20 protein-coding genes and 1 riboswitch are annotated in these 17,734 nt (G+C 39.1%); of the genes, 14 read left to right on the forward strand and 6 right to left on the reverse strand.

Going from position 1 to position 17,734, the window contains the following annotated elements; genetic code table 11:
- Positions 1 to 87: 87 nt before the first annotated feature.
- Positions 88 to 1,239: an IS200/IS605 family element RNA-guided endonuclease TnpB gene (gene tnpB, locus ACTWPF_RS07050; protein WP_443148792.1), complete on the reverse strand. Its 1,152-nt coding sequence runs from the start codon at positions 1,237 to 1,239 to the stop codon at positions 88 to 90.
- A 314-nt stretch (positions 1,240 to 1,553) separates the two neighbouring features.
- Between tnpB and ACTWPF_RS07055 the strand changes: the two genes are divergently transcribed.
- On the forward strand, positions 1,554 to 2,345 hold the full coding sequence (locus ACTWPF_RS07055; RefSeq protein ID WP_443148793.1) for a VLRF1 family aeRF1-type release factor: 792 nt from the start codon (positions 1,554 to 1,556) through the stop codon (positions 2,343 to 2,345).
- Positions 2,346 to 2,709: 364 nt separating this feature from the next.
- On the opposite strand, the gene ACTWPF_RS07060 is transcribed toward ACTWPF_RS07055, so the two are convergent.
- The 5 genes from ACTWPF_RS07060 to ACTWPF_RS07080 are packed head-to-tail and all read right to left on the reverse strand — an operon-like array spanning position 2,710 to position 5,482.
- Positions 2,710 to 3,063 carry a fluoride efflux transporter FluC gene (locus ACTWPF_RS07060; protein WP_106897276.1) on the reverse strand — a complete coding sequence of 118 codons (354 nt, stop codon included), beginning with the start codon at positions 3,061 to 3,063 and terminating at the stop codon, positions 2,710 to 2,712.
- Positions 3,060 to 3,455, reverse strand: a complete 396-nt coding sequence (locus ACTWPF_RS07065) for a fluoride efflux transporter FluC (protein WP_443148794.1) — start codon at positions 3,453 to 3,455, stop codon at positions 3,060 to 3,062. The genes ACTWPF_RS07060 and ACTWPF_RS07065 overlap by 4 nt, the downstream gene beginning before the upstream one ends.
- Positions 3,452 to 3,865 carry a Fur family transcriptional regulator gene (locus ACTWPF_RS07070; RefSeq protein WP_106897274.1) on the reverse strand — a complete coding sequence of 138 codons (414 nt, stop codon included), beginning with the start codon at positions 3,863 to 3,865 and terminating at the stop codon, positions 3,452 to 3,454. The genes ACTWPF_RS07065 and ACTWPF_RS07070 overlap by 4 nt, the downstream gene beginning before the upstream one ends.
- Positions 3,865 to 4,713, reverse strand: coding sequence for a metal ABC transporter permease (locus ACTWPF_RS07075; protein WP_119575380.1), 849 nt, complete (start codon positions 4,711 to 4,713; stop codon positions 3,865 to 3,867). The genes ACTWPF_RS07070 and ACTWPF_RS07075 overlap by 1 nt, the downstream gene beginning before the upstream one ends.
- A gap of 13 nt (positions 4,714 to 4,726) precedes the next feature.
- Positions 4,727 to 5,482, reverse strand: a complete 756-nt coding sequence (locus ACTWPF_RS07080) for a metal ABC transporter ATP-binding protein (protein ID WP_443148795.1) — start codon at positions 5,480 to 5,482, stop codon at positions 4,727 to 4,729.
- Between the two features lie 266 nt (positions 5,483 to 5,748).
- Here ACTWPF_RS07080 and ACTWPF_RS07085 point away from each other — a divergent pair, with 266 nt between their 5' ends.
- The 13 genes from ACTWPF_RS07085 (at position 5,749) to ACTWPF_RS07145 (ending at position 17,705) form a co-directional block, all read left to right on the forward strand.
- On the forward strand, positions 5,749 to 5,955 hold the full coding sequence (locus ACTWPF_RS07085; RefSeq protein WP_443148796.1) for a heavy-metal-associated domain-containing protein: 207 nt from the start codon (positions 5,749 to 5,751) through the stop codon (positions 5,953 to 5,955).
- 184 nt (positions 5,956 to 6,139) lie between these two features.
- The gene (locus tag ACTWPF_RS07090; RefSeq protein ID WP_443148797.1) at positions 6,140 to 7,057 is read left to right on the forward strand and encodes a proline dehydrogenase family protein; all 918 of its coding nucleotides are present in this window, start codon (positions 6,140 to 6,142) and stop codon (positions 7,055 to 7,057) included.
- Between the two features lie 201 nt (positions 7,058 to 7,258).
- Entirely contained in the window at positions 7,259 to 9,658 is a 2,400-nt protein-coding gene (locus tag ACTWPF_RS07095) for a 3-hydroxyacyl-CoA dehydrogenase NAD-binding domain-containing protein (RefSeq protein ID WP_443148798.1), read from the forward strand.
- A 19-nt stretch (positions 9,659 to 9,677) separates the two neighbouring features.
- Positions 9,678 to 10,853 carry an acetyl-CoA C-acetyltransferase gene (locus ACTWPF_RS07100; RefSeq protein WP_106897270.1) on the forward strand — a complete coding sequence of 392 codons (1,176 nt, stop codon included), beginning with the start codon at positions 9,678 to 9,680 and terminating at the stop codon, positions 10,851 to 10,853.
- Positions 10,854 to 10,895: 42 nt separating this feature from the next.
- The gene (locus ACTWPF_RS07105; RefSeq protein ID WP_443148799.1) at positions 10,896 to 12,680 is read left to right on the forward strand and encodes an acyl-CoA dehydrogenase family protein; all 1,785 of its coding nucleotides are present in this window, start codon (positions 10,896 to 10,898) and stop codon (positions 12,678 to 12,680) included.
- Positions 12,681 to 12,875: 195 nt separating this feature from the next.
- The gene (locus tag ACTWPF_RS07110) at positions 12,876 to 13,238 is read left to right on the forward strand and encodes an arsenate reductase family protein (protein ID WP_106897268.1); all 363 of its coding nucleotides are present in this window, start codon (positions 12,876 to 12,878) and stop codon (positions 13,236 to 13,238) included.
- 68 nt (positions 13,239 to 13,306) lie between these two features.
- Positions 13,307 to 13,693 (forward strand): glycine cleavage system protein GcvH, encoded by a 387-nt coding sequence (gene gcvH, locus ACTWPF_RS07115; RefSeq protein ID WP_106897267.1) that lies wholly within the window; start codon positions 13,307 to 13,309, stop codon positions 13,691 to 13,693.
- A gap of 133 nt (positions 13,694 to 13,826) precedes the next feature.
- Positions 13,827 to 14,180, forward strand: a complete 354-nt coding sequence (locus tag ACTWPF_RS07120; RefSeq protein ID WP_036574866.1) for a toprim domain-containing protein — start codon at positions 13,827 to 13,829, stop codon at positions 14,178 to 14,180.
- 22 nt (positions 14,181 to 14,202) lie between these two features.
- Complete coding sequence (locus ACTWPF_RS07125) at positions 14,203 to 14,517, forward strand: thioredoxin family protein (RefSeq protein ID WP_106897266.1); 315 nt, start codon at positions 14,203 to 14,205, stop codon at positions 14,515 to 14,517.
- A 78-nt stretch (positions 14,518 to 14,595) separates the two neighbouring features.
- Positions 14,596 to 14,708, forward strand: a riboswitch (SAM riboswitch).
- Positions 14,709 to 14,807: 99 nt separating this feature from the next.
- Positions 14,808 to 15,833 (forward strand): methionine ABC transporter ATP-binding protein, encoded by a 1,026-nt coding sequence (locus tag ACTWPF_RS07130; RefSeq protein ID WP_161464720.1) that lies wholly within the window; start codon positions 14,808 to 14,810, stop codon positions 15,831 to 15,833.
- A 46-nt stretch (positions 15,834 to 15,879) separates the two neighbouring features.
- On the forward strand, positions 15,880 to 16,479 hold the full coding sequence (locus ACTWPF_RS07135) for a methionine ABC transporter permease (RefSeq protein WP_161464722.1): 600 nt from the start codon (positions 15,880 to 15,882) through the stop codon (positions 16,477 to 16,479).
- Between the two features lie 23 nt (positions 16,480 to 16,502).
- Entirely contained in the window at positions 16,503 to 17,333 is an 831-nt protein-coding gene (locus tag ACTWPF_RS07140) for a MetQ/NlpA family ABC transporter substrate-binding protein (RefSeq protein ID WP_238020046.1), read from the forward strand.
- A 210-nt stretch (positions 17,334 to 17,543) separates the two neighbouring features.
- Positions 17,544 to 17,705 (forward strand): hypothetical protein, encoded by a 162-nt coding sequence (locus ACTWPF_RS07145; RefSeq protein ID WP_182858757.1) that lies wholly within the window; start codon positions 17,544 to 17,546, stop codon positions 17,703 to 17,705.
- Positions 17,706 to 17,734 lie beyond the last annotated feature (29 nt).

Below are 17,734 nucleotides of genomic sequence, written 5' to 3' on the forward strand. Positions count from 1 at the left end.
TGCCACATTGAATGACCCCCACTTAACGGACGTTTGAAGTGGGGGATTCCTAAGAACACCTTCGTAACCGAAAGTTATGTTATTAGGCTATCCCTGCGTCCCCGCAGTTAGAAGTCGTAACGCTTCATTTTTAAGGTTTAAGCTTGCGTTTTTATCCCGGTCATGACGTGCGTTGCAATGAGGACAAACCCATTGGCGCAACCCGAGGTTTTTAACGGCTTTGTTTTGATAGCCACAATTTGGTGTGGAACAAAGCTGACTAGACGGAAAATTTCTGGCAACGGTTATCACGCGCTTCCCATACCAAGCCGCTTTGTATTCCAGCAACTGTCGAAACTGTGACCAGCTCACTTCGCTAATGGCTTTTGCCAATTTATGATTTTTCAGCATGTTGGACACCTGCAAGTCTTCGATCCCGATAATGTCGTGGTTTTTGACAATAGCAGTAGATATCTTATGCAGGTAATCCTGCCGTGCATTGCTGATACGCTCATGGAGACGTGCCACTTTTCGCTTTTGTTTTTGATAGTTCTTGGCGTCCTGTAAGGCTCGTTTTTGCTTTATCGCCAGCTCTTTCCGCCGTGATAGAGTACGCTGTTCTTTTGCCAATCGATACTCTAATGTACGAAAATGTTTTGGATTTTTATATACTGTTCCATCCGAAAGGACGGCAAAATCTTTGAGTCCAACGTCGATGCCAACAGAAGTACCTGTTTTGGCTAACGGTTTTACTTCTGTTTCAGCTAAAACCGAAACAAAATATTTTCCACTCGGATTTCGCCTTATCGTAGCGCTCAGGATACGTCCGTCAATTTCCCGGCTCTTGGAAAATCTGACAAGACCTAATTTTGGCAATTTGAGTTTGTTCCAAACCACCGCTATATTATGATTGGTACACTTTGTCGTATAAGACTGAACAGGATTTTTCTTTGACTTAAACCGTGGCGCTTTATTTTGTTTTTTAAAAAAGCGGTTATAAGCATCAGCCAAGTGTTTAAGTGCTGACTGCACGGCTATGCTATCCACTTCTTTGAGCCACACCAGTTGCTTTTTGAGTTGTGTCAGCTGGGCGGAACAAGCCTTGTATGTCAATCCTTTTCCCGTCTTCGTGTAAGCTTCATTCCATTGATTCAGAAAATGATTGAACACAAAACGGGAGCAACCAATCGTCTTCGCAATGAAGACTTCTTGTGAGGCAGTTGGATAGATACGGAACTTATAGGCTTTGTGAATAGACATATTTTTCACAACTTTCTTATATGAATAGTACATCTATTATATCAGGAAAACACGCACAAATGTTCGTTATTTGTATGTAATACAGGAAAACCAGACAATTCATCTCCACCCTAGCTAAGCTTGAGGATGGAGTCTTCTTGTCCAAAGCCGATAAAATAAATTATTCTTAGAGCATAGATTTACAGGTCTTCTTTTTATTTGTACTTAAATGACTTCTTTTTAGCTTCCTAACTTGGTTTACGATGTTTATTCACGAAGAGTTAAGGATAAATACTACTAAGAGTAGAACTACTATGTAAAGGAGTGCCGATCATATGAACTTTAATAAAGAAATTGAAAAGCTTGAGAACATAAGAAGAGAAGGGCCCAATAAAGTGTTTACGATGTATTTAAATACGGATCCATCTGACCCTGAACAACAGGGGGGAGAATGGAAGATACATCTCAAAAACGGGTTACGTAATTTTGAGCAATACTTGGAGGAATCGGGCGATAAAGAAGAACTTAAAAACTTTCAACTCGTTAAACAAAAAGTAGAAAAGTTTGTTCAAGGAAATGAACAGGAATTTTTAAGAAGCGTCTTCATAATTGCTACAGCTGACGAAGAAGTCTGGTTTGCGGATCGTGTGCAAATGCGGATGAACACGGAATTTTTCTGGCAAGAGACCCCAGAGTTAACCCAGTTACGTAAATTAACTGACGTCTATCCGAAATCAGGGATTATCCTTGTTCAACAGGATGAAATTAAAGTAATTGAAGCTTATTTAAATGAAATTGAAGATACGGATTCGTTTGAACTAGATTTAGACACAAATGATTGGCGAAAAAAGAAAGGTCCTAGACCTGCTTTAGGTCAAGGATCAACCATGCAAAAAGACGGTTTCCAATCTCGTTTTAATGCTAATAAGCACCGTTGGTACAAGCAGATTGCACCAAAACTTGATAAACGAGCGAAGGAACACGAATGGGAGAAACTATTTGTAATTGGTGAGCCTGATCCTGCCAATGCTTTGACTGAGGAATTGAATAAGCCAGTTGAAAAGGTTATTCAGAAGAACATGCTCGATCATGAAGAATCAAAGGTACTTGAAGAAGTGTTTGCGTAATTACAGCAAATTAAAAAAGGGCTGGGACATAACGTCCCAGCCTTTTTTAAACGCTAACAATAATAAGAAAAAACTGCTTATTTACCGCTCCGGAAAATATTGCGCTTTCCGTGGGCACGGCCTCAGCCTCCTCAGAAGCAAAGAACGCTTCTTCCGGGGTCTTCGGACTCGTGCTGTTCCCACTGGAGTCCTCACATTTTTCCTTCGCTAAAGTGTGATTCACATATCGAAAAAATAGGGTCTATCCGGATGTATTCGAACTTTTTCTACAATATTCTGTTTGAATATCCGGTTTTTTTCTTGTTTAATTTTCTTGTGTCCCATCCTCTTTGAAATTAGATGCAATATGTAATCGCAGTGTGGATTATGTAGAGTTATTCAACAGATAGAGAATTGCAGTAGCAGTGCTGATTGATAGAAGTAATGAGCTGCAAATGTATAGGAATGCCTGCTTATATTTATGTTCCAGTAATAGCAGGATCGTTTCATTTCCAAATGTAGAAAAAGTGGTAAAAGCTCCACAAAAACCTATGCCTGCAAAGGCCCATACGAAGTCTGAAATGTTTGATTGCAGATGCTGGTAAAATAAGTATGCAAGCAGAGCAGATCCTATAATGTTAACAAGCCATGTCCCAACAAGACGTTTTGTCACATGGAAAGCTACTAAAAATCGGAAGATACTTCCAAAAAACCCCCCGATCGCTACAGAAATGATCATACGCTAGAACGCTCCAATCGATATGCAAGCTTTAATCCAAGAAAGCAACATGCTAACCCAGCTATAATACTAATAAACACGTAACTAACTGCAAGAATGGGGATCTCGCTCCACAACAAAATGGTTTCCAGGGTTAAGGTTGAAAAGGTGGTAAAGGCCCCGATCAGCCCCACAGTTAACGCAGTAAAAATGGCCGGGGATAAACGCTTTTTTATTATATTTAAATGCATTAGAAAACTGAGCAGAAAGCATCCTACTAAATTAGCAATTAGTGTAGCGAAAGGAAAAATTGAATCGGCAGGAAAAGCAACTGATATAGCATACCGGCCTACTGCCCCCAACATCCCACCTAACCCTACACTAAACGCGATTTTCCAATCTCTAATTCTCATGCTGATTTACAAGCTGGACATAGTCCGTAGATTTCGAATTTATGGTCTTCAATCTCATACTGATGCAAATCAGATTGCACAGCGTCCATCGGGCAAACCGAAATTTCTTTCGTTTTTCCACAATCTTTACAGATGAAATGATGATGGTGGTGATCTGTACAATTGAATCGAAAATGTTTTTCACCATTTAATTCGGTAGTTTCCAATATACCTACATCATTATACAAGTGCAGATTACGGTACACAGTATCAAAGCTAATACCGTCATAACTCTCCTCTAAATGCCGGATAAGTTCTTTGGCTGTACGATAACCATCCGCTCTTGAAAAAAAGGCTAAAATGTCCTTACGTTTTCCAGTCGTTTTATATCCATGTTGCTTTAAAAGTTCAATTGCTTCTTCTATACTCATTAGGCTTCCCTCACTTTTCTAGGCTTCCATGTTATTCGCTTTAGAGCAATGGATAGAAGTAAAATGATAATGGAGACCATGACAATGGTTCCACCTGGTGGAATACTTAAATAATAACCTGATATTAATCCTATAATAACAGCTAATTCGCCAAAAACAATAGATAGAAACATCATTTGTTTAAAACCTCTGGCAAGCCGCATACTTGCTGCCACAGGAAGTGTCATCAAGGCAGATACAAGTAAAACACCTACTATACGAATGGATGCTGCGATGACAAGTGCTGTAAGTACGATGAACAGTAAGTGAATACGTTTTGCGTGTATACCTGATACTTTTGCATGTTCTTCATCAAAGGATAATGTCACTAATTCCTTGTAAAATAACGTAATGATAATCACTATAAAGATAGCAATACCAGCAATTGATAAGAAATCCTGTTTACTTACGGCTGATACCGATCCAAATAAATAATTAAATAGTTCTGTATTAAAGCCGTCTGCCAGTGATATAAAAATCAGGCTTAGTCCGACACCACCTGATAAGATAATGGGAATTGCAAGTTCCTGATAAGCATGATAAACACCTCGAAGCTTTTCGATAAATATGGATCCTAGTACGGAAAAGGCCATCCCCCCATAGAGTGGTGTAATTCCCACAGCAAACTTTTTGTCCAAAAAGAGGCCAAAAGCTATTCCTGCTAAAGTAACATGTGAGAGGGCATCCGCTAAAAGGGATAGTCTTCTAACCACGATGAAGGTGCCTAGCAGTGGTGCGATGATACCAATCAATAAACCAGTTAAAAAAGTATGTCGTAAAAAGTCATATTCAAAAAAATCAGCTAGCATGTTCTTTCCTCCATTAATGATCGTGTGTTACAAGGTTTACAGGATGCCCGTAAAGCTTTGATAGATCTCTATCTGTTAATGATTTATATTCTTCCGGCTTTCCATGAAAATGGAGCGTTGTGTTCAAACAAGCAATTTCTGTTGCATGTTCGGTCATGGTTCCTGTGTCATGTGTAACCAGCAATAACGTAATGCCATACTGCGTATTCAAACGGTAAAGCATTTCATAAAAGCGTTGTACATTTTCATAATCCACTCCGACTGTTGGTTCATCAAGAATCAGTAACTCCGGATTGTTTACAAGAGATCTTGCAATAAATACGCGCTGTTGCTGACCTCCAGATAGGTTTCCTATATTTTCGTAGGCATAATCAAGCATGCCAACCTGGTCTATTGTTGATAAGATTTTTTCCTTATGCGTTTTGTTAAAAAACTTCAAATAACCAACCTTCGCTGTCAAGCCCATTGAGACTACTTCATACACCGTTGCTGGGAATCCTTTATTAAATGAATTGGCTTTTTGCGATACAAAACCAATTTTATTCCAATCCTTAAATTTATCTCTAGGCTGCTGCAATAATTCAATGGACCCCTTATCAGGGTTAATGAGACCTAGCAGAAGTTTTATAAGGGTCGTTTTCCCGCCACCGTTTGGACCGATCAGTCCCATAAAAGCACCTTGTGGAATAGAGAAATTGATATTTGTCAGTACATCTTTTTGTTCGTATGCGTACGATACATCTTGCATTCGGACCACGAAATTGTCCATGTTATTCCTTCTTTCTAGTTTGTAGCGGATTCCTTTTTCACACGGAACCTATCCCCATTAGTATTGCACGAAGATCAGATGGCATGCCAATGGGGCTATAGATATAATTCGCTCGTTCATCTATTAAATTTATACTAAAACTATCTTATCGTACCCGCGGCAAAATGTAAATAAGAATGATTACGTTTTGTGCGAGGAGGTTTTAGAAAAGAAAAAGTGGGATACATCAAAAGAAAGATATCTTTTAAATAAAGGGAGGAATCACCATGCAAGCGACACTAGAAGTTCAAGGCATGACATGTGAAAATTGTGAAACAAAAGTGAAACAAACAGTAGAGTCTTTTAATGGCGTAACAGGTGTAGAAGTACACATCAATACAGGAAGCGTAGATGTAATTTATGATGAAGCTGAAGCCAAGTTGTCTGAATTGCGACAAGCAGTAGAAGCAAAAGGTTACAGTGTTGTAGTATAGGAAAATAGGTGCACAGCGCTACTATCTTAAAGTCGGTTAATTCCTTTTAGGGCTGGTTCTTAATAGGAAGCAGTCCTTTCTATATTTGAATTCATAACAAACTATATACGAAATATGATAAAAGGTGATAAAATAGTCTTAATCTTGACAAGAGAAAATTATTTTTTATTTGGGGGTAATTAGCTTGGAACAGCTTTTGAGAAACTTCTTTTTATTTTTATCAAAAAATAAAACGCTAACAAAATTAGCGAAAAAGTACGGGTTACGCTTTGGTGCTGCTCGTTTTGTTGCAGGGACAGATATTGATAGTGCAGCAAAAAAAATTAAAGAAATAAATGAAAACGGATACGTTGTTACGGTGGACCATTTGGGGGAATTTGTCGATAATGAGCAGGAAGCAAGGGAATCTGCGGATGAATGCATCCATGCTATAAATGTCATCGCCGAACAAAAATTAGATTCACAACTCTCCTTAAAGCTTACTTCTATGGGCCTTGATATTTCCCATGAGTTGGTCATGGAAAATATGCATCGCATCCTGGAAGCTGGAAAAAAACATAATGTCACCGTGACAATCGATATGGAAGATTTTGAACGCTGTGAAAAAACATTAAATATATTTAAGGAATTAAAACAGAAATATGATAATTTGGGGACGGTTCTTCAGGCCTATCTTTACAGAGTGGAAGAGGACATTGAGGGATTAAACCCTTATAACCCATATCTTCGTCTTGTGAAAGGTGCTTATAAGGAATCACCTGAGGTTGCGTACCCAAATAAGAAGGACGTTGATGAGACATATAAAAGGATAATAAAACAGAATATACTTTTGGGGAATTATACAGCAGTGGCAACACATGACGAAGCGATCATAGCCTATGTAAAAGAATTGGAAAAGGAAGAGGGAATAGCTAGGGATCAATTTGAATTCCAAATGCTCTATGGTATTCGGTTGGATCTTCAAAAGGCACTTCTTAAAGAAGGATATAAAATGCGAGTATATGTACCATATGGAAAGGATTGGTATGGATACAATATGCGAAGACTTGCAGAGCGTCCGGCAAATGTTCTATTTGTTTTAAAAGGAGTATTTAAAAAGTAATTGTTGCAAAGCCCTGGGTTCTCTCAAAAAGAGAACCAGGGAACTAAAAACGAATTAAAAAAACATCCGAGGGATTCTTTTTTCTCTTGCGAATTATCAGAATTTCATTTATAGTAAAGAATAGATGGATAGGGAGCTATCTTTTATTTTTACTCAAAAAATGAATGAGTATTCATTCAAGTCGGTAATGGGGGAGATAATATGAAACAATCTATCAAGCGTGCAGCTGTTTTAGGTTCTGGAGTAATGGGATCTGGGATTGCTGCTCATTTGGCGAATTGTGGTATACACACAATAATGCTTGATATCGTGCCGAAGGAATTAACGAAAGAGGAATTAGCTAAAGGTCTTTCATTAGAAGATAAGGTTGTACGGAACAGAATTGCTGCGCAAAGCAAAAAGGCATTGCTAAAGCAGAAGCCTGCAGCACTAACTACCAAAAAAAGCCTGGACTTAATCGAAGTTGGAAACATGGAAGATGATATGAACAAATTGGCAGAGGTGGACTGGATCGTTGAGGTTGTGGTGGAAAGCCTTCCTATTAAGAAAAAGGTATTTTCCCGAATTGATGAGATTCGTAAGCAGGGTGCAATTGTAAGCTCCAACACCTCGGGGATATCTGTTGAAAAGATGGCCGAAGATTGTTCAGAGGATTTTAAAAAGCATTTTCTCGGAACCCACTTTTTTAACCCACCTAGATACTTAAAATTATTAGAAATTATTCCAACAGTAAAAACGGACCCAGAAGTTGTTGCCTTTATGAAAATGTTTAGTGAAGATGTTTTAGGTAAAGGGGTCGTAGAAGCAAAAGACACCCCAAACTTTATCTCGAATAGAATCGGAACCTATGGCTTACTGATAACAGTAAGGAAAATGCTGGAGGGTGGCTATAGCATTGGAGAAGTCGATTCCGTTACAGGACCGATAATTGGCCGTCCAAAGAGCGCAACGTTTCGTACCCTAGATGTTGTTGGGTTGGATACATTTATCCACGTGGCCAAAAATGTCTATGATCAAGTAGATGGAGAAGAAAAAGAAGTATTTACAGTTCCAGACTTTATGAAAGAAATGTTAAATAGGGGCTGGCTTGGGGCGAAATCAGAACAAGGATTTTTCCTGAAAAAGAAAGGGAAAGATGGCAGTGCGATCTATGAACTAAACACCGAAACATTGGAATATGAAGAACGGAAAAAGTTAAAATCTGCTGCTATGGAAATGGCAAAACAGGAAAAAGGAACACGCAGAAAATTGAAAGCGCTTGTAAACGCGCGAGGAGATAGGGCTGGAGATCTTGTTTGGTCCATGCTCAAACCCGTTCTCTTATATTCCGCCAGACTTTGTGGTGAGATAGCAGATGATGTATTATCAATCGACCAGGCAATGAAGTGGGGATTTGGTTGGGAATTAGGGCCATTTGAAACATGGGATGCAATTGGTGTGGAAGCTTCTGTCACAAGAATGAAGGAAGAAGGGGAAGACATACCAGAGTGGGTAGAAAACATGCTGGAGAGAGGTGTCTCTTCCTTTTATAAACAAGATAAAGGATCTTCCTTTTTCTATCAAAAGGGCGAATATACCCAGCAGGAGTTTAATAAAAAAGAAATTCATTTAAAACGGCTAAAAGAAAGTAATGGCGTTATAAAAAAGAATGCAGGTGCTAGTTTTATAGATTTAGGGGATGGAGTAGCAGGGCTAGAATTCCATTCGCAAGGAAATTCCATCGGACTTGATATTATCCAGATGATGAATTATGCAATTGAAGAGACGGAAAAAAATTACGAAGGCCTTGTTATTGGGAACCAAGGAAAGAACTTTTGTGTTGGCGCAAACCTCGCCATGATGCTAATGGAAGCACAGGACCAAAACTTCATGGAGTTGGACATCGTTGTTCGGCAATTTCAAAACATGGCAATGCGAATTAAATATGCTGCGAAACCAGTAGTAGCAGCACCGTTTAATATGGTTCTTGGTGGAGGGGCAGAAGTATCATTACCAGCAGCGGCCATACAGGCTTCACCTGAAACATATATTGGATTAGTAGAGTTTGGCGTCGGTTTGATCCCTGGTGGTGGAGGAACAAAAGAATTGTACTTAAAGCAATTACGTAATTTGCCAAAGGGTATTCAGTTTGATCTTACCAAAGTGGCTAACGATGTATTTGAAAAAGTAGCAACGGCTACAGTTTCTAAATCTGCTGCTGAAGCAAGAGAGAATGGATTTTTAAATGCCACAGATTCGATTAGTGCAAACCCAGACCATCTATTATATGACGCTAAAGAGAAAGTGCTTGCTCTAGCAAAAGCTGGGTACCAATCGCCACTTCCTGAGCAAATCCCAGTGGTAGGAGATTCAGGTTATGCAGCTATGCTATTGGGCGCTCAAAACTTACACCGGAGTGGCTATGCTTCAGTGCATGATGTGAAGATAGCGGAGAAATTGGCGTACGTTTTATCAGGTGGGCGTATGAAAGAAGGAACACTCATAAATGAACAAGCGATGCTTGATTTGGAAAGAGAAGCGTTTCTTAGTTTAATTGGAGAGCCATTGACCCAACAAAGAATGCAACACATGTTAGTAAAAGGAAAACCATTACGCAATTAAATGCAGAGGGGGAAAAGTTGTGAAGGAAGCAGTTATTGTAGCAGGGGCAAGAACACCAGTCGGTAGAGCTCATAAAGGTTCTCTAGCTGAAAGCCGTCCAGATGATCTTGCCGCTTTAACGATTAAGGAAACATTAAGAAGGGCTGATAACTATGATGGCACGATTGACGATGTCATCATTGGTTGCGCCATGCCAGAAGCAGAGCAAGGAATGAATATGGCACGTAATATTGCTGGCCTGGCAGGCCTAAAGCATGATGTTCCGGGAATAACGGTGAACCGGTATTGTTCATCAGGGCTACAGAGTATTGCGTATGCAGCAGAACGTATTATGGTTGGTGCTAGTGATACCATTATCGCTGGTGGCGCAGAGTCAATGAGTCTGATCCCAATGGGTGGGCACGTGATTAAGCCCAATTCAAAATTGGTGCAACATGCTCCTGGTTATTATATGGGGATGGGTCACACAGCTGAAGAGGTGGCAAACCGTTTCAACATTTCGCGTGAAGAACAGGATGCATTCGCTGTAAGAAGTCATGAGCGGGCAGCAAACGCAATTAAAAATGGGAAATTTGCCGAAGAAATCGTGCCTGTTGAATTAACAAAGAGACAGATGAACACAAAGAATAAAGTAGAAGAAAAGCATACTAAGTTTGAAATGGACGAAGGAGTTAGAGCAGGTACAACTACAGAAATATTAGCAAAGCTTCGTCCAGCCTTTCATATGAAGGGTTCCGTAACGGCTGGAAATTCTTCACAAATGAGTGATGGCGCAGCTTCTGTTCTTTTAATGGATAGGGAAAAGGCACTAGCTGAAGGATTATCACCACTCGTTAAGTTTCGCTCTTTCGCAGTCGCTGGAGTGGAACCAGAAATCATGGGGGTAGGCCCAGTTGAGGCGATACCAAAGGCCGTAAAACAGGCAGGTTTAGAGCTTTCAGATATTGGCTTATATGAATTAAACGAAGCCTTTGCTGCCCAAGCAGTTAGGGTAATACACGCCCTAGATCTTGATGTAAATAAGGTGAATGTAAATGGAGGGGCTATCGCGCTTGGTCATCCGCTCGGTATGACGGGCACAAAGCTTACTTTAAGTCTTATTCACGAAATGAAACGTGAGCAAATCCAATTTGGCGTTGTCACGATGTGTATTGGCGGTGGAATGGGAGCAGCTGGTGTATTTGAACTTATATAGTCTGGTTAGAAACGGAAAATCATAATAAAGGGGAAATGGATGATGAGTGAAACAAAGGCTAAGTTGTTTAAAGGTGGGGCATTTTTAGTAGAAGATTTGACAGCAGATGATGTGATCACACCCGAAGATTTTACTGATGAACATAAAATGATAGCGAAGACGACTGAGGATTTTGTAATAGGGGAAGTACTTCCTAAAGTGGAAAACTTGGAAAATCACGAGTTTGAATATTCTGTTGAACTTTTAAAGAAAGCAGGAGAACTTGGGTTATTAGGTGCCGATGTACCTGAAGCATATGGAGGTCTTGCTCTTGATAAAATCAGTTCTTCGTTAATTACAGAGAAATTTTCCAGAGCAGGCGGGTTCTCTGTTACACACGGTGCACATGTAGGAATTGGCTCATTGCCAATTGTTTTCTTCGGAAATGAAGAACAAAAAGAAAAGTATCTTCCAAAACTTGCTACTGGCGAGTTACTAGCAGCATATGCCCTAACAGAACCAAGTTCAGGATCTGATGCATTAGGTGCCAAGACTACTGCAAAATTAAACGAAGCAGGTACGCATTATATACTGAATGGTGAGAAACAATGGATCACGAACTCTGCTTTTGCAGACGTGTTTGTTGTATATGCAAAAATTGATGGCGAGCATTTTTCTGCTTTTATTGTAGAAAGAGAGTATCAAGGAGTTTCTACAGGTCCAGAAGAGAAAAAGATGGGAATCAAAAGTTCCTCTACTCGTACACTGGTCCTGGAGGATGCTGAAGTTCCAGTAGAAAACCTACTTGGTGAAAAGGGCCGAGGGCATGTCATTGCATTCAATATTTTAAATGTTGGTAGGTATAAGCTGGCTATAGGCGGGGTCGGCGGCTCAAAACGAGCGCTTGAGCTAGCTGTTAAATATACGAATCAGAGAAAGCAATTCGAGACACCGATATCAAGTTTCTCTTTAACAAAGGAAAAGCTTGGAACAATGGCCGCTGAAATTTATGCCAATGAGAGTGCAGTTTATCGTACCGTTGGACTGTTTGAACAACGAATGGGCTCCTTAACCGAGGAACAGTTAAAAGACGGTAGGGAGGTAGCGCGAGCTATTGCGGAATACCAAATTGAATGTTCCATGAATAAATACATGTGTACCGAATTATTAGATTTCACTGCCGATGAAGCTGTTCAACTACATGGCGGATATGGGTTTATGCAGGAATATGAAGTGGAACGTATCTACCGCGATTCCCGAATAAACAGAATTTTCGAAGGGACAAATGAAATTAATCGTCTTCTTGTTCCAGGGACATTATTGAAAAAAGCTATGAAAGGTGAGCTACCATTATTGCAAAAGGCACAAAGTCTTCAGGAAGAACTCATGATGATGATGCCGGAAGAAGTAGGCGATGAAACATTAGCTCAAGAAAAATATTTACTAAGAAATGCGAAAAAAATGGTATTACTTGGCGCAGGACTTGCCGCACAGAAATATATGAAAAAGCTTGAAAAGGAACAAGAAATTCTTGTTAACCTTGCAGATATGACAGCAGAAGTATACAACATGGAAGCGGCCATCTTGAGAACCGAAAAGGCGATAAATAAAACTGGATTAGAAAAGAATAATCTAAAACTGCAATATACACAGGTTTATGTTCAAGAGGCATTTAATCGTATTGAAGCTGACGCGAAAGAAACATTAATCGCTGTTGAAGAAGGAGACACGCTAAGAATGATGCTTTCTTCATTAAGAAAGCTTACACGTCACACACCAACAAACGTTGTAGCTAAGAAAAGAGAAATTGCAGAGCAAATAATTGAGGAAGAGAAGTATATCGTTTAATTATAAATGCGCTTAAAGTCAAATGCATTCGAATTTTCACGAAAATATTCGAATGATCGTTTGGCTTTTTGCTTCTAAAGAGACTCGTCTTTTTATGGATTAATGTGCCATTGCTTATAACTACCATTCAACTCGTCATGTCTCTTACATATTTGCTATAATAGAAGCAAAATAACGAGTAGGGTGGTTAAGTTAATGGCACTTACGTTTTATTGGTACCCAAATTGCGGTACTTGCAAGAAGGCCAAAAAGTGGTTGGAAGAAAATCAGGTTGATTTCCATGCTGTTCATATTGTGGAAAATACACCGACTGAGCAAACAATTCTTGAACTAATTAAGAAGAGTGGACTGCCAGCAAAGAAATTTTTTAATACGAGTGGTAAAAAATACCGAGAAGGAAATATTAAAGAGAAAATAGCGAATGCATCCGACGAGGAAATGGCAGCTATTCTAGCAACAGATGGGATGCTTATAAAACGCCCGATTGCTACAGACGGTCAAAAGGTGACAGTCGGTTTCAAGGAAGAAGTTTATAACGAGACTTGGCAATCTGACTAAATTTATGACTAGAAAAATACGGGCAAATTGGGTTATAGTTAGATTGATTACATAATGGAGGGATGACAATGAGCATACCAAAGGACTTATTATATTCTAAAGAGCATGAGTGGGTTAAAAAGGAAGACGGCAAACTACGTATTGGAATTACTGATTTTGCTCAGGATGAACTGGGAGATATCGTATTTGTTGAGCTTCCAGAAGTTGGAGATGAATTGGAACTTAATGAACCATTCGGTAGTGTAGAATCTGTAAAAACAGTTTCTGAATTATATGCTCCAGTTAGTGGTAAAGTAGTAGAAGTGAATGCAGATTTAGAAGACAGCCCTGAATTCGTTAATGAATCCCCATATGAAAAAGCTTGGATGGTAGTAATAGAGCCATCTGAACAAGCGCAATTAGATGAACTTCTGAACGCTGAGGCATATGAGGCAGTGCTTAACGATGAAGAATAAAGAATAAAAAAGGGAGGCTAACGTGCATCTTTATAAAAGTTGTATAGTTAGCCTTCTTTTCTTCATATACTCTTATTAGGAAATAATATTAGAAAAAACATTTTGCTTGATTTTCGAGGAGAGCTATGTAACCATGTCACATGAAAATGAGAAAATAATCATTGTAGAGGGTTTAACAGATAAACGACAAGTTAAAAAGGTTATTACAGATGAAGTAACAATTGTTTGTACCAATGGAACACTTGGAGTGGAACGTCTAGATGAATTACTTGAGACTTATGAGCTTGACTATAAGGACGTGTATATTTTAGTGGACGAAGACTATTCAGGCATAAAGTTACGTAAACAGTTGGCGAGAGAGCTCCCACATGCAGAACATATATATGTCAGCAGTGAATATCGGGAGGTCGCGACAACACCTGAACAAGCGCTTGCCACAGCGCTGGTAAGTAAACGGATAGCGGTTAACCCTCTATTTTTATTATGAGGCAGATTGGTTAGGTGATTTTTTGCAAGAAATAACAAAGAAACAACTAAATGATGGCGATTATTTGCTTTATATCTATACTCCCTTTTGTGGTACCTGTGCACTTGCAAGAACCATGCTGGAAAAAATTGAGCAAGTGCACAAGGAAACCATTTTCTATGAGATGAATGCATCCCTTTATCCAGAGTTTATGATCGAGAATCAGGTGGAAAGCGTACCTTGTCTTTTCATTATGAAAGATAATCAGATAAAGGAGAAGGTTTATGCCTTTCAATCCATACCTAACATTTACGGCTATTTGATGGAGTATAAACCAGAACTTTTTGTAAAAAATTAATCTTAAATTATTTATTGACACAGTAAAAGTAGCATGATAGTATAATTCTTATCGAATTTAAGTGGATAAAAAAATAGACTCTTATCTTGAGCGGTGGAGGGACTGGCCCTGTGAAACCGCGGCAACCTTCAACTATTTTAATAGTTGAAAGGTGCCAATTCCTGCAAAGTGAAAACTTTGACAGATGAGAGAACGTGAAGACGATTTACTACGTCATTCTGTTCTTTCAGAATGGCGTTTTTTGTGCTATTTGGGCATACTATTGCTGAGGTTTACTAAGGAGGATTAACGTGATATCAATTGAAGGTTTGAGTAAGGTATTTACTTCAAACAAAAGCAGCGTAACTGCAGTAGAAAATTTAGATTTAAACATAAATGATGGCGATATATTTGGTGTGATTGGCTACAGTGGTGCTGGAAAAAGTACATTTGTCCGTTTGCTCAATAGACTTGAAGAGCCCACGGGCGGTAGCATTAAGATTAACAATGAAGATATTACCGCCATGACTGCGCGACAGCTAAGAATCGCAAGACAGGATATCGGCATGATTTTTCAGCATTTTAATCTGCTCTGGTCAAGAACAGTCGAGGATAACATTGCATTCCCATTGGAAATTGCTGGCGTGGCAAAAATGGACAAGCAAAAGCGTGTCCAAGAGCTCATCGATCTTGTTGGGCTATCAGGAAAAGAGAAAGCATATCCTTCCCAATTAAGTGGTGGACAGAAGCAACGTGTTGGGATAGCGAGAGCTCTTGCCAACAATCCCAAAGTATTGCTATGTGATGAGGCAACATCTGCACTAGACCCGGAAACAACGAATTCCATTTTGGACCTACTGGTAGATATTAATAAACAGTTTGGTTTAACGATTATATTAATAACCCATGAAATGCATGTAATTCGTAAAATATGTAATCACGTTGCCGTCATGGAGAGTGGAAAAGTAGTGGAACAGGGCGAAGTAATGGATGTCTTTCTCCATCCTCGTCAGCATGTAACCAAGAAGTTTGTGGAACAGGTAATGGGCAACGGTGAGGAAGATGAAAATATTCATGGCCTTACAGAGGTATACACAGAAGGAGAAATTATACGGCTTCATTTCATTGGTGAAACAACCAATCAGGCGCTTATTAGCCAACTTGCTAAGAATTATGAAGTGGAGATCAATATTCTGCAAGGTAAAATCACCCAGACACAAGCAGGTGCGTACGGTACCCTAATCGTACAAATTGCAGGGAATGAATTGGATGAAGCGGTTCGATTTATTAAAGAAAAATCCTCTGTGGAAATGGAGGTGATTAAGGGTGTTAAATAATATTAAAATAGAAGACCTTATTGAAGCAACGTATGAAACCTTCTATATGACAATAATAGCGTTAATTGGTACTTTTATTCTTGGACTTCTACTTGGTTTACTTCTCTATCTGACTTCAAAAGATGGAATATGGAAAAATAAAAGTGTCCATTTTATTGTATCAGCTATAGTGAACGTGTTTCGTGCCATTCCTTTTATTATTTTAATTTTCCTGTTGTTCCCGTTCACTAATTTCTTAATTGGTACGATGCGTGGCCCTACTGCCGCGTTGCCTGCATTAATTATTGGCTCTGCTCCTTTCTATGGGAGGTTGGTGGAAATTGGTCTTCGAGAAATTGATAGAGGAGTTGTCGAAGCAGCAAAGGCAATGGGGGCAAAAACTAGAACGATTATATTTAAAGTGCTACTTCCAGAATCTATGCCGGCATTAATATCCGGTATTACAGTAACAGCTATTGCGCTTATTGGTTATACAGCGATGGCTGGAGCAATTGGAGCTGGCGGTTTGGGGAGCTACGCATACTATTCGGGCTTTATGCGCCGGGACTTTGATATCGTGTTCCTTTGTACCGTACTCATTGTGATCATTGTATTTATCTTCCAATTTATTGGAGATATTATAGCAACTAAACTAGATAAACGATAAAAAAGAAGAGGGAGTTATCTAAAATGAAAAAAATTCTAATCCTAGTATCATTATTGGCTGTTCTTGCGTTAGCCGCTTGTGGCGGAGGGGATGAGTCTTCATCAGAAGGTGATAACAATACAATTAAGGTAGGTGCTTCTAGTATTCCGCATGCTGAGATCTTGGAAGAAGCAAAGCCACTACTTGAAGAGGAAGGCATTACATTAGAGGTAGAACCATACGAGGACTATGTTCTTCCAAACGATGATTTAGCAAATGGCGAAATTGATGCAAATTACTTTCAACATATTCCATACCTTGAGCAAACCATTGCTGATACTGGATATGAATTAACAGAAATTGGTGGTATTCATATCGAACCAATTGGTGTTTATTCCAAAGATATTCCGAGTGTAGATGATATCCCGGAAGGCACTGAAGTTATAATGAGTAATTCCGTACCTGACCATGGACGAATTCTTTCCTTGTTTGAAGCAAAAGGATTAATTACCCTTGATGAAAATGTGGACAAAGAAACGGCAACAGTAGATGATATTGTGGAGAATCCTAAAGAGCTTGAATTCTCACCAGATTATAATGCAGAGTTACTTCCAGAATATTATAATTCTGAGGAAAATGTACTTGTTGTCATCAACACAAACTTTGCTATTCAAGCGGGCCTAAATCCAATTGAAGATTCGCTTTTTGTGGAAGGTGAAGAATCTCCTTATGTAAATGTCATTGCGGTAAGGGAAGAGGACAAGGATGATGAAGCATTAAACAAGCTTGTAGACGTTCTTCATTCAGAAGAAATTCAGAACTTTATATTGGAAGAATATGAAGGTGCCGTTGTCCCAGTTGGCGGAAAAGAATAAAAAAATTGCAAATCTTGAGGATGCGCGTGAAAACAGCAGTTATCTAAAAGAACTTTTGGAAGGTCATTGTAGAATTTCTCAAATGAACAAATATAGAAGTAAAACGCTCAAAAGGGGTTTATAACTGAATTGTTCAGGGTACCGTATTGTGATACATTTATTCATGTACACAAAACGAAAGGATGGTTCACTATTAATAGTGGAATAAGCATGAACTATACACCAGAAATGGAAAAGGGCATGCAACAAGCACATAAAGTGCCTTACGCTGAGTATGAGAGAAAACTGGAAACTCGTCTAGAAGTGGAGAAAAGCCGTCAAAAGGAATATGAAAAAAGTAAAGCGCTCATAAATAATTTGGATAAAATGTAATTTGATTAGACCCTCATGAAAATGAGGGT

Source organism: Oceanobacillus sp. M65 (genome assembly GCF_052246275.1).
Classification (GTDB): domain Bacteria; phylum Bacillota; class Bacilli; order Bacillales; family Amphibacillaceae; genus Oceanobacillus_B; species Oceanobacillus_B jordanicus.

What these genes read in the sequence shown, in the direction of transcription:
- ACTWPF_RS07085 (WP_443148796.1), top strand. Translation starts at nt 5,749, where the DNA reads ATGCAAGCGACACTAGAAGTTCAAGGCATGACATGTGAAAATTGTGAA.
- ACTWPF_RS07120 (WP_036574866.1), top strand. Translation starts at nt 13,827, where the DNA reads ATGTCACATGAAAATGAGAAAATAATCATTGTAGAGGGTTTAACAGAT.
- ACTWPF_RS07060 (WP_106897276.1), bottom strand. Translation starts at nt 3,063, where the DNA reads ATGATCATTTCTGTAGCGATCGGGGGGTTTTTTGGAAGTATCTTCCGA.
- tnpB (WP_443148792.1), bottom strand. Translation starts at nt 1,239, where the DNA reads ATGTCTATTCACAAAGCCTATAAGTTCCGTATCTATCCAACTGCCTCA.
- gcvH (WP_106897267.1), top strand. Translation starts at nt 13,307, where the DNA reads ATGAGCATACCAAAGGACTTATTATATTCTAAAGAGCATGAGTGGGTT.
- ACTWPF_RS07080 (WP_443148795.1), bottom strand. Translation starts at nt 5,482, where the DNA reads ATGGACAATTTCGTGGTCCGAATGCAAGATGTATCGTACGCATACGAA.
- ACTWPF_RS07110 (WP_106897268.1), top strand. Translation starts at nt 12,876, where the DNA reads ATGGCACTTACGTTTTATTGGTACCCAAATTGCGGTACTTGCAAGAAG.
- ACTWPF_RS07135 (WP_161464722.1), top strand. Translation starts at nt 15,880, where the DNA reads ATGACAATAATAGCGTTAATTGGTACTTTTATTCTTGGACTTCTACTT.
- ACTWPF_RS07140 (WP_238020046.1), top strand. Translation starts at nt 16,503, where the DNA reads ATGAAAAAAATTCTAATCCTAGTATCATTATTGGCTGTTCTTGCGTTA.
- ACTWPF_RS07065 (WP_443148794.1), bottom strand. Translation starts at nt 3,455, where the DNA reads ATGAGAATTAGAGATTGGAAAATCGCGTTTAGTGTAGGGTTAGGTGGG.
- ACTWPF_RS07055 (WP_443148793.1), top strand. Translation starts at nt 1,554, where the DNA reads ATGAACTTTAATAAAGAAATTGAAAAGCTTGAGAACATAAGAAGAGAA.
- ACTWPF_RS07145 (WP_182858757.1), top strand. Translation starts at nt 17,544, where the DNA reads ATGAACTATACACCAGAAATGGAAAAGGGCATGCAACAAGCACATAAA.
- ACTWPF_RS07070 (WP_106897274.1), bottom strand. Translation starts at nt 3,865, where the DNA reads ATGAGTATAGAAGAAGCAATTGAACTTTTAAAGCAACATGGATATAAA.
- ACTWPF_RS07075 (WP_119575380.1), bottom strand. Translation starts at nt 4,713, where the DNA reads ATGCTAGCTGATTTTTTTGAATATGACTTTTTACGACATACTTTTTTA.
- ACTWPF_RS07095 (WP_443148798.1), top strand. Translation starts at nt 7,259, where the DNA reads ATGAAACAATCTATCAAGCGTGCAGCTGTTTTAGGTTCTGGAGTAATG.
- ACTWPF_RS07105 (WP_443148799.1), top strand. Translation starts at nt 10,896, where the DNA reads ATGAGTGAAACAAAGGCTAAGTTGTTTAAAGGTGGGGCATTTTTAGTA.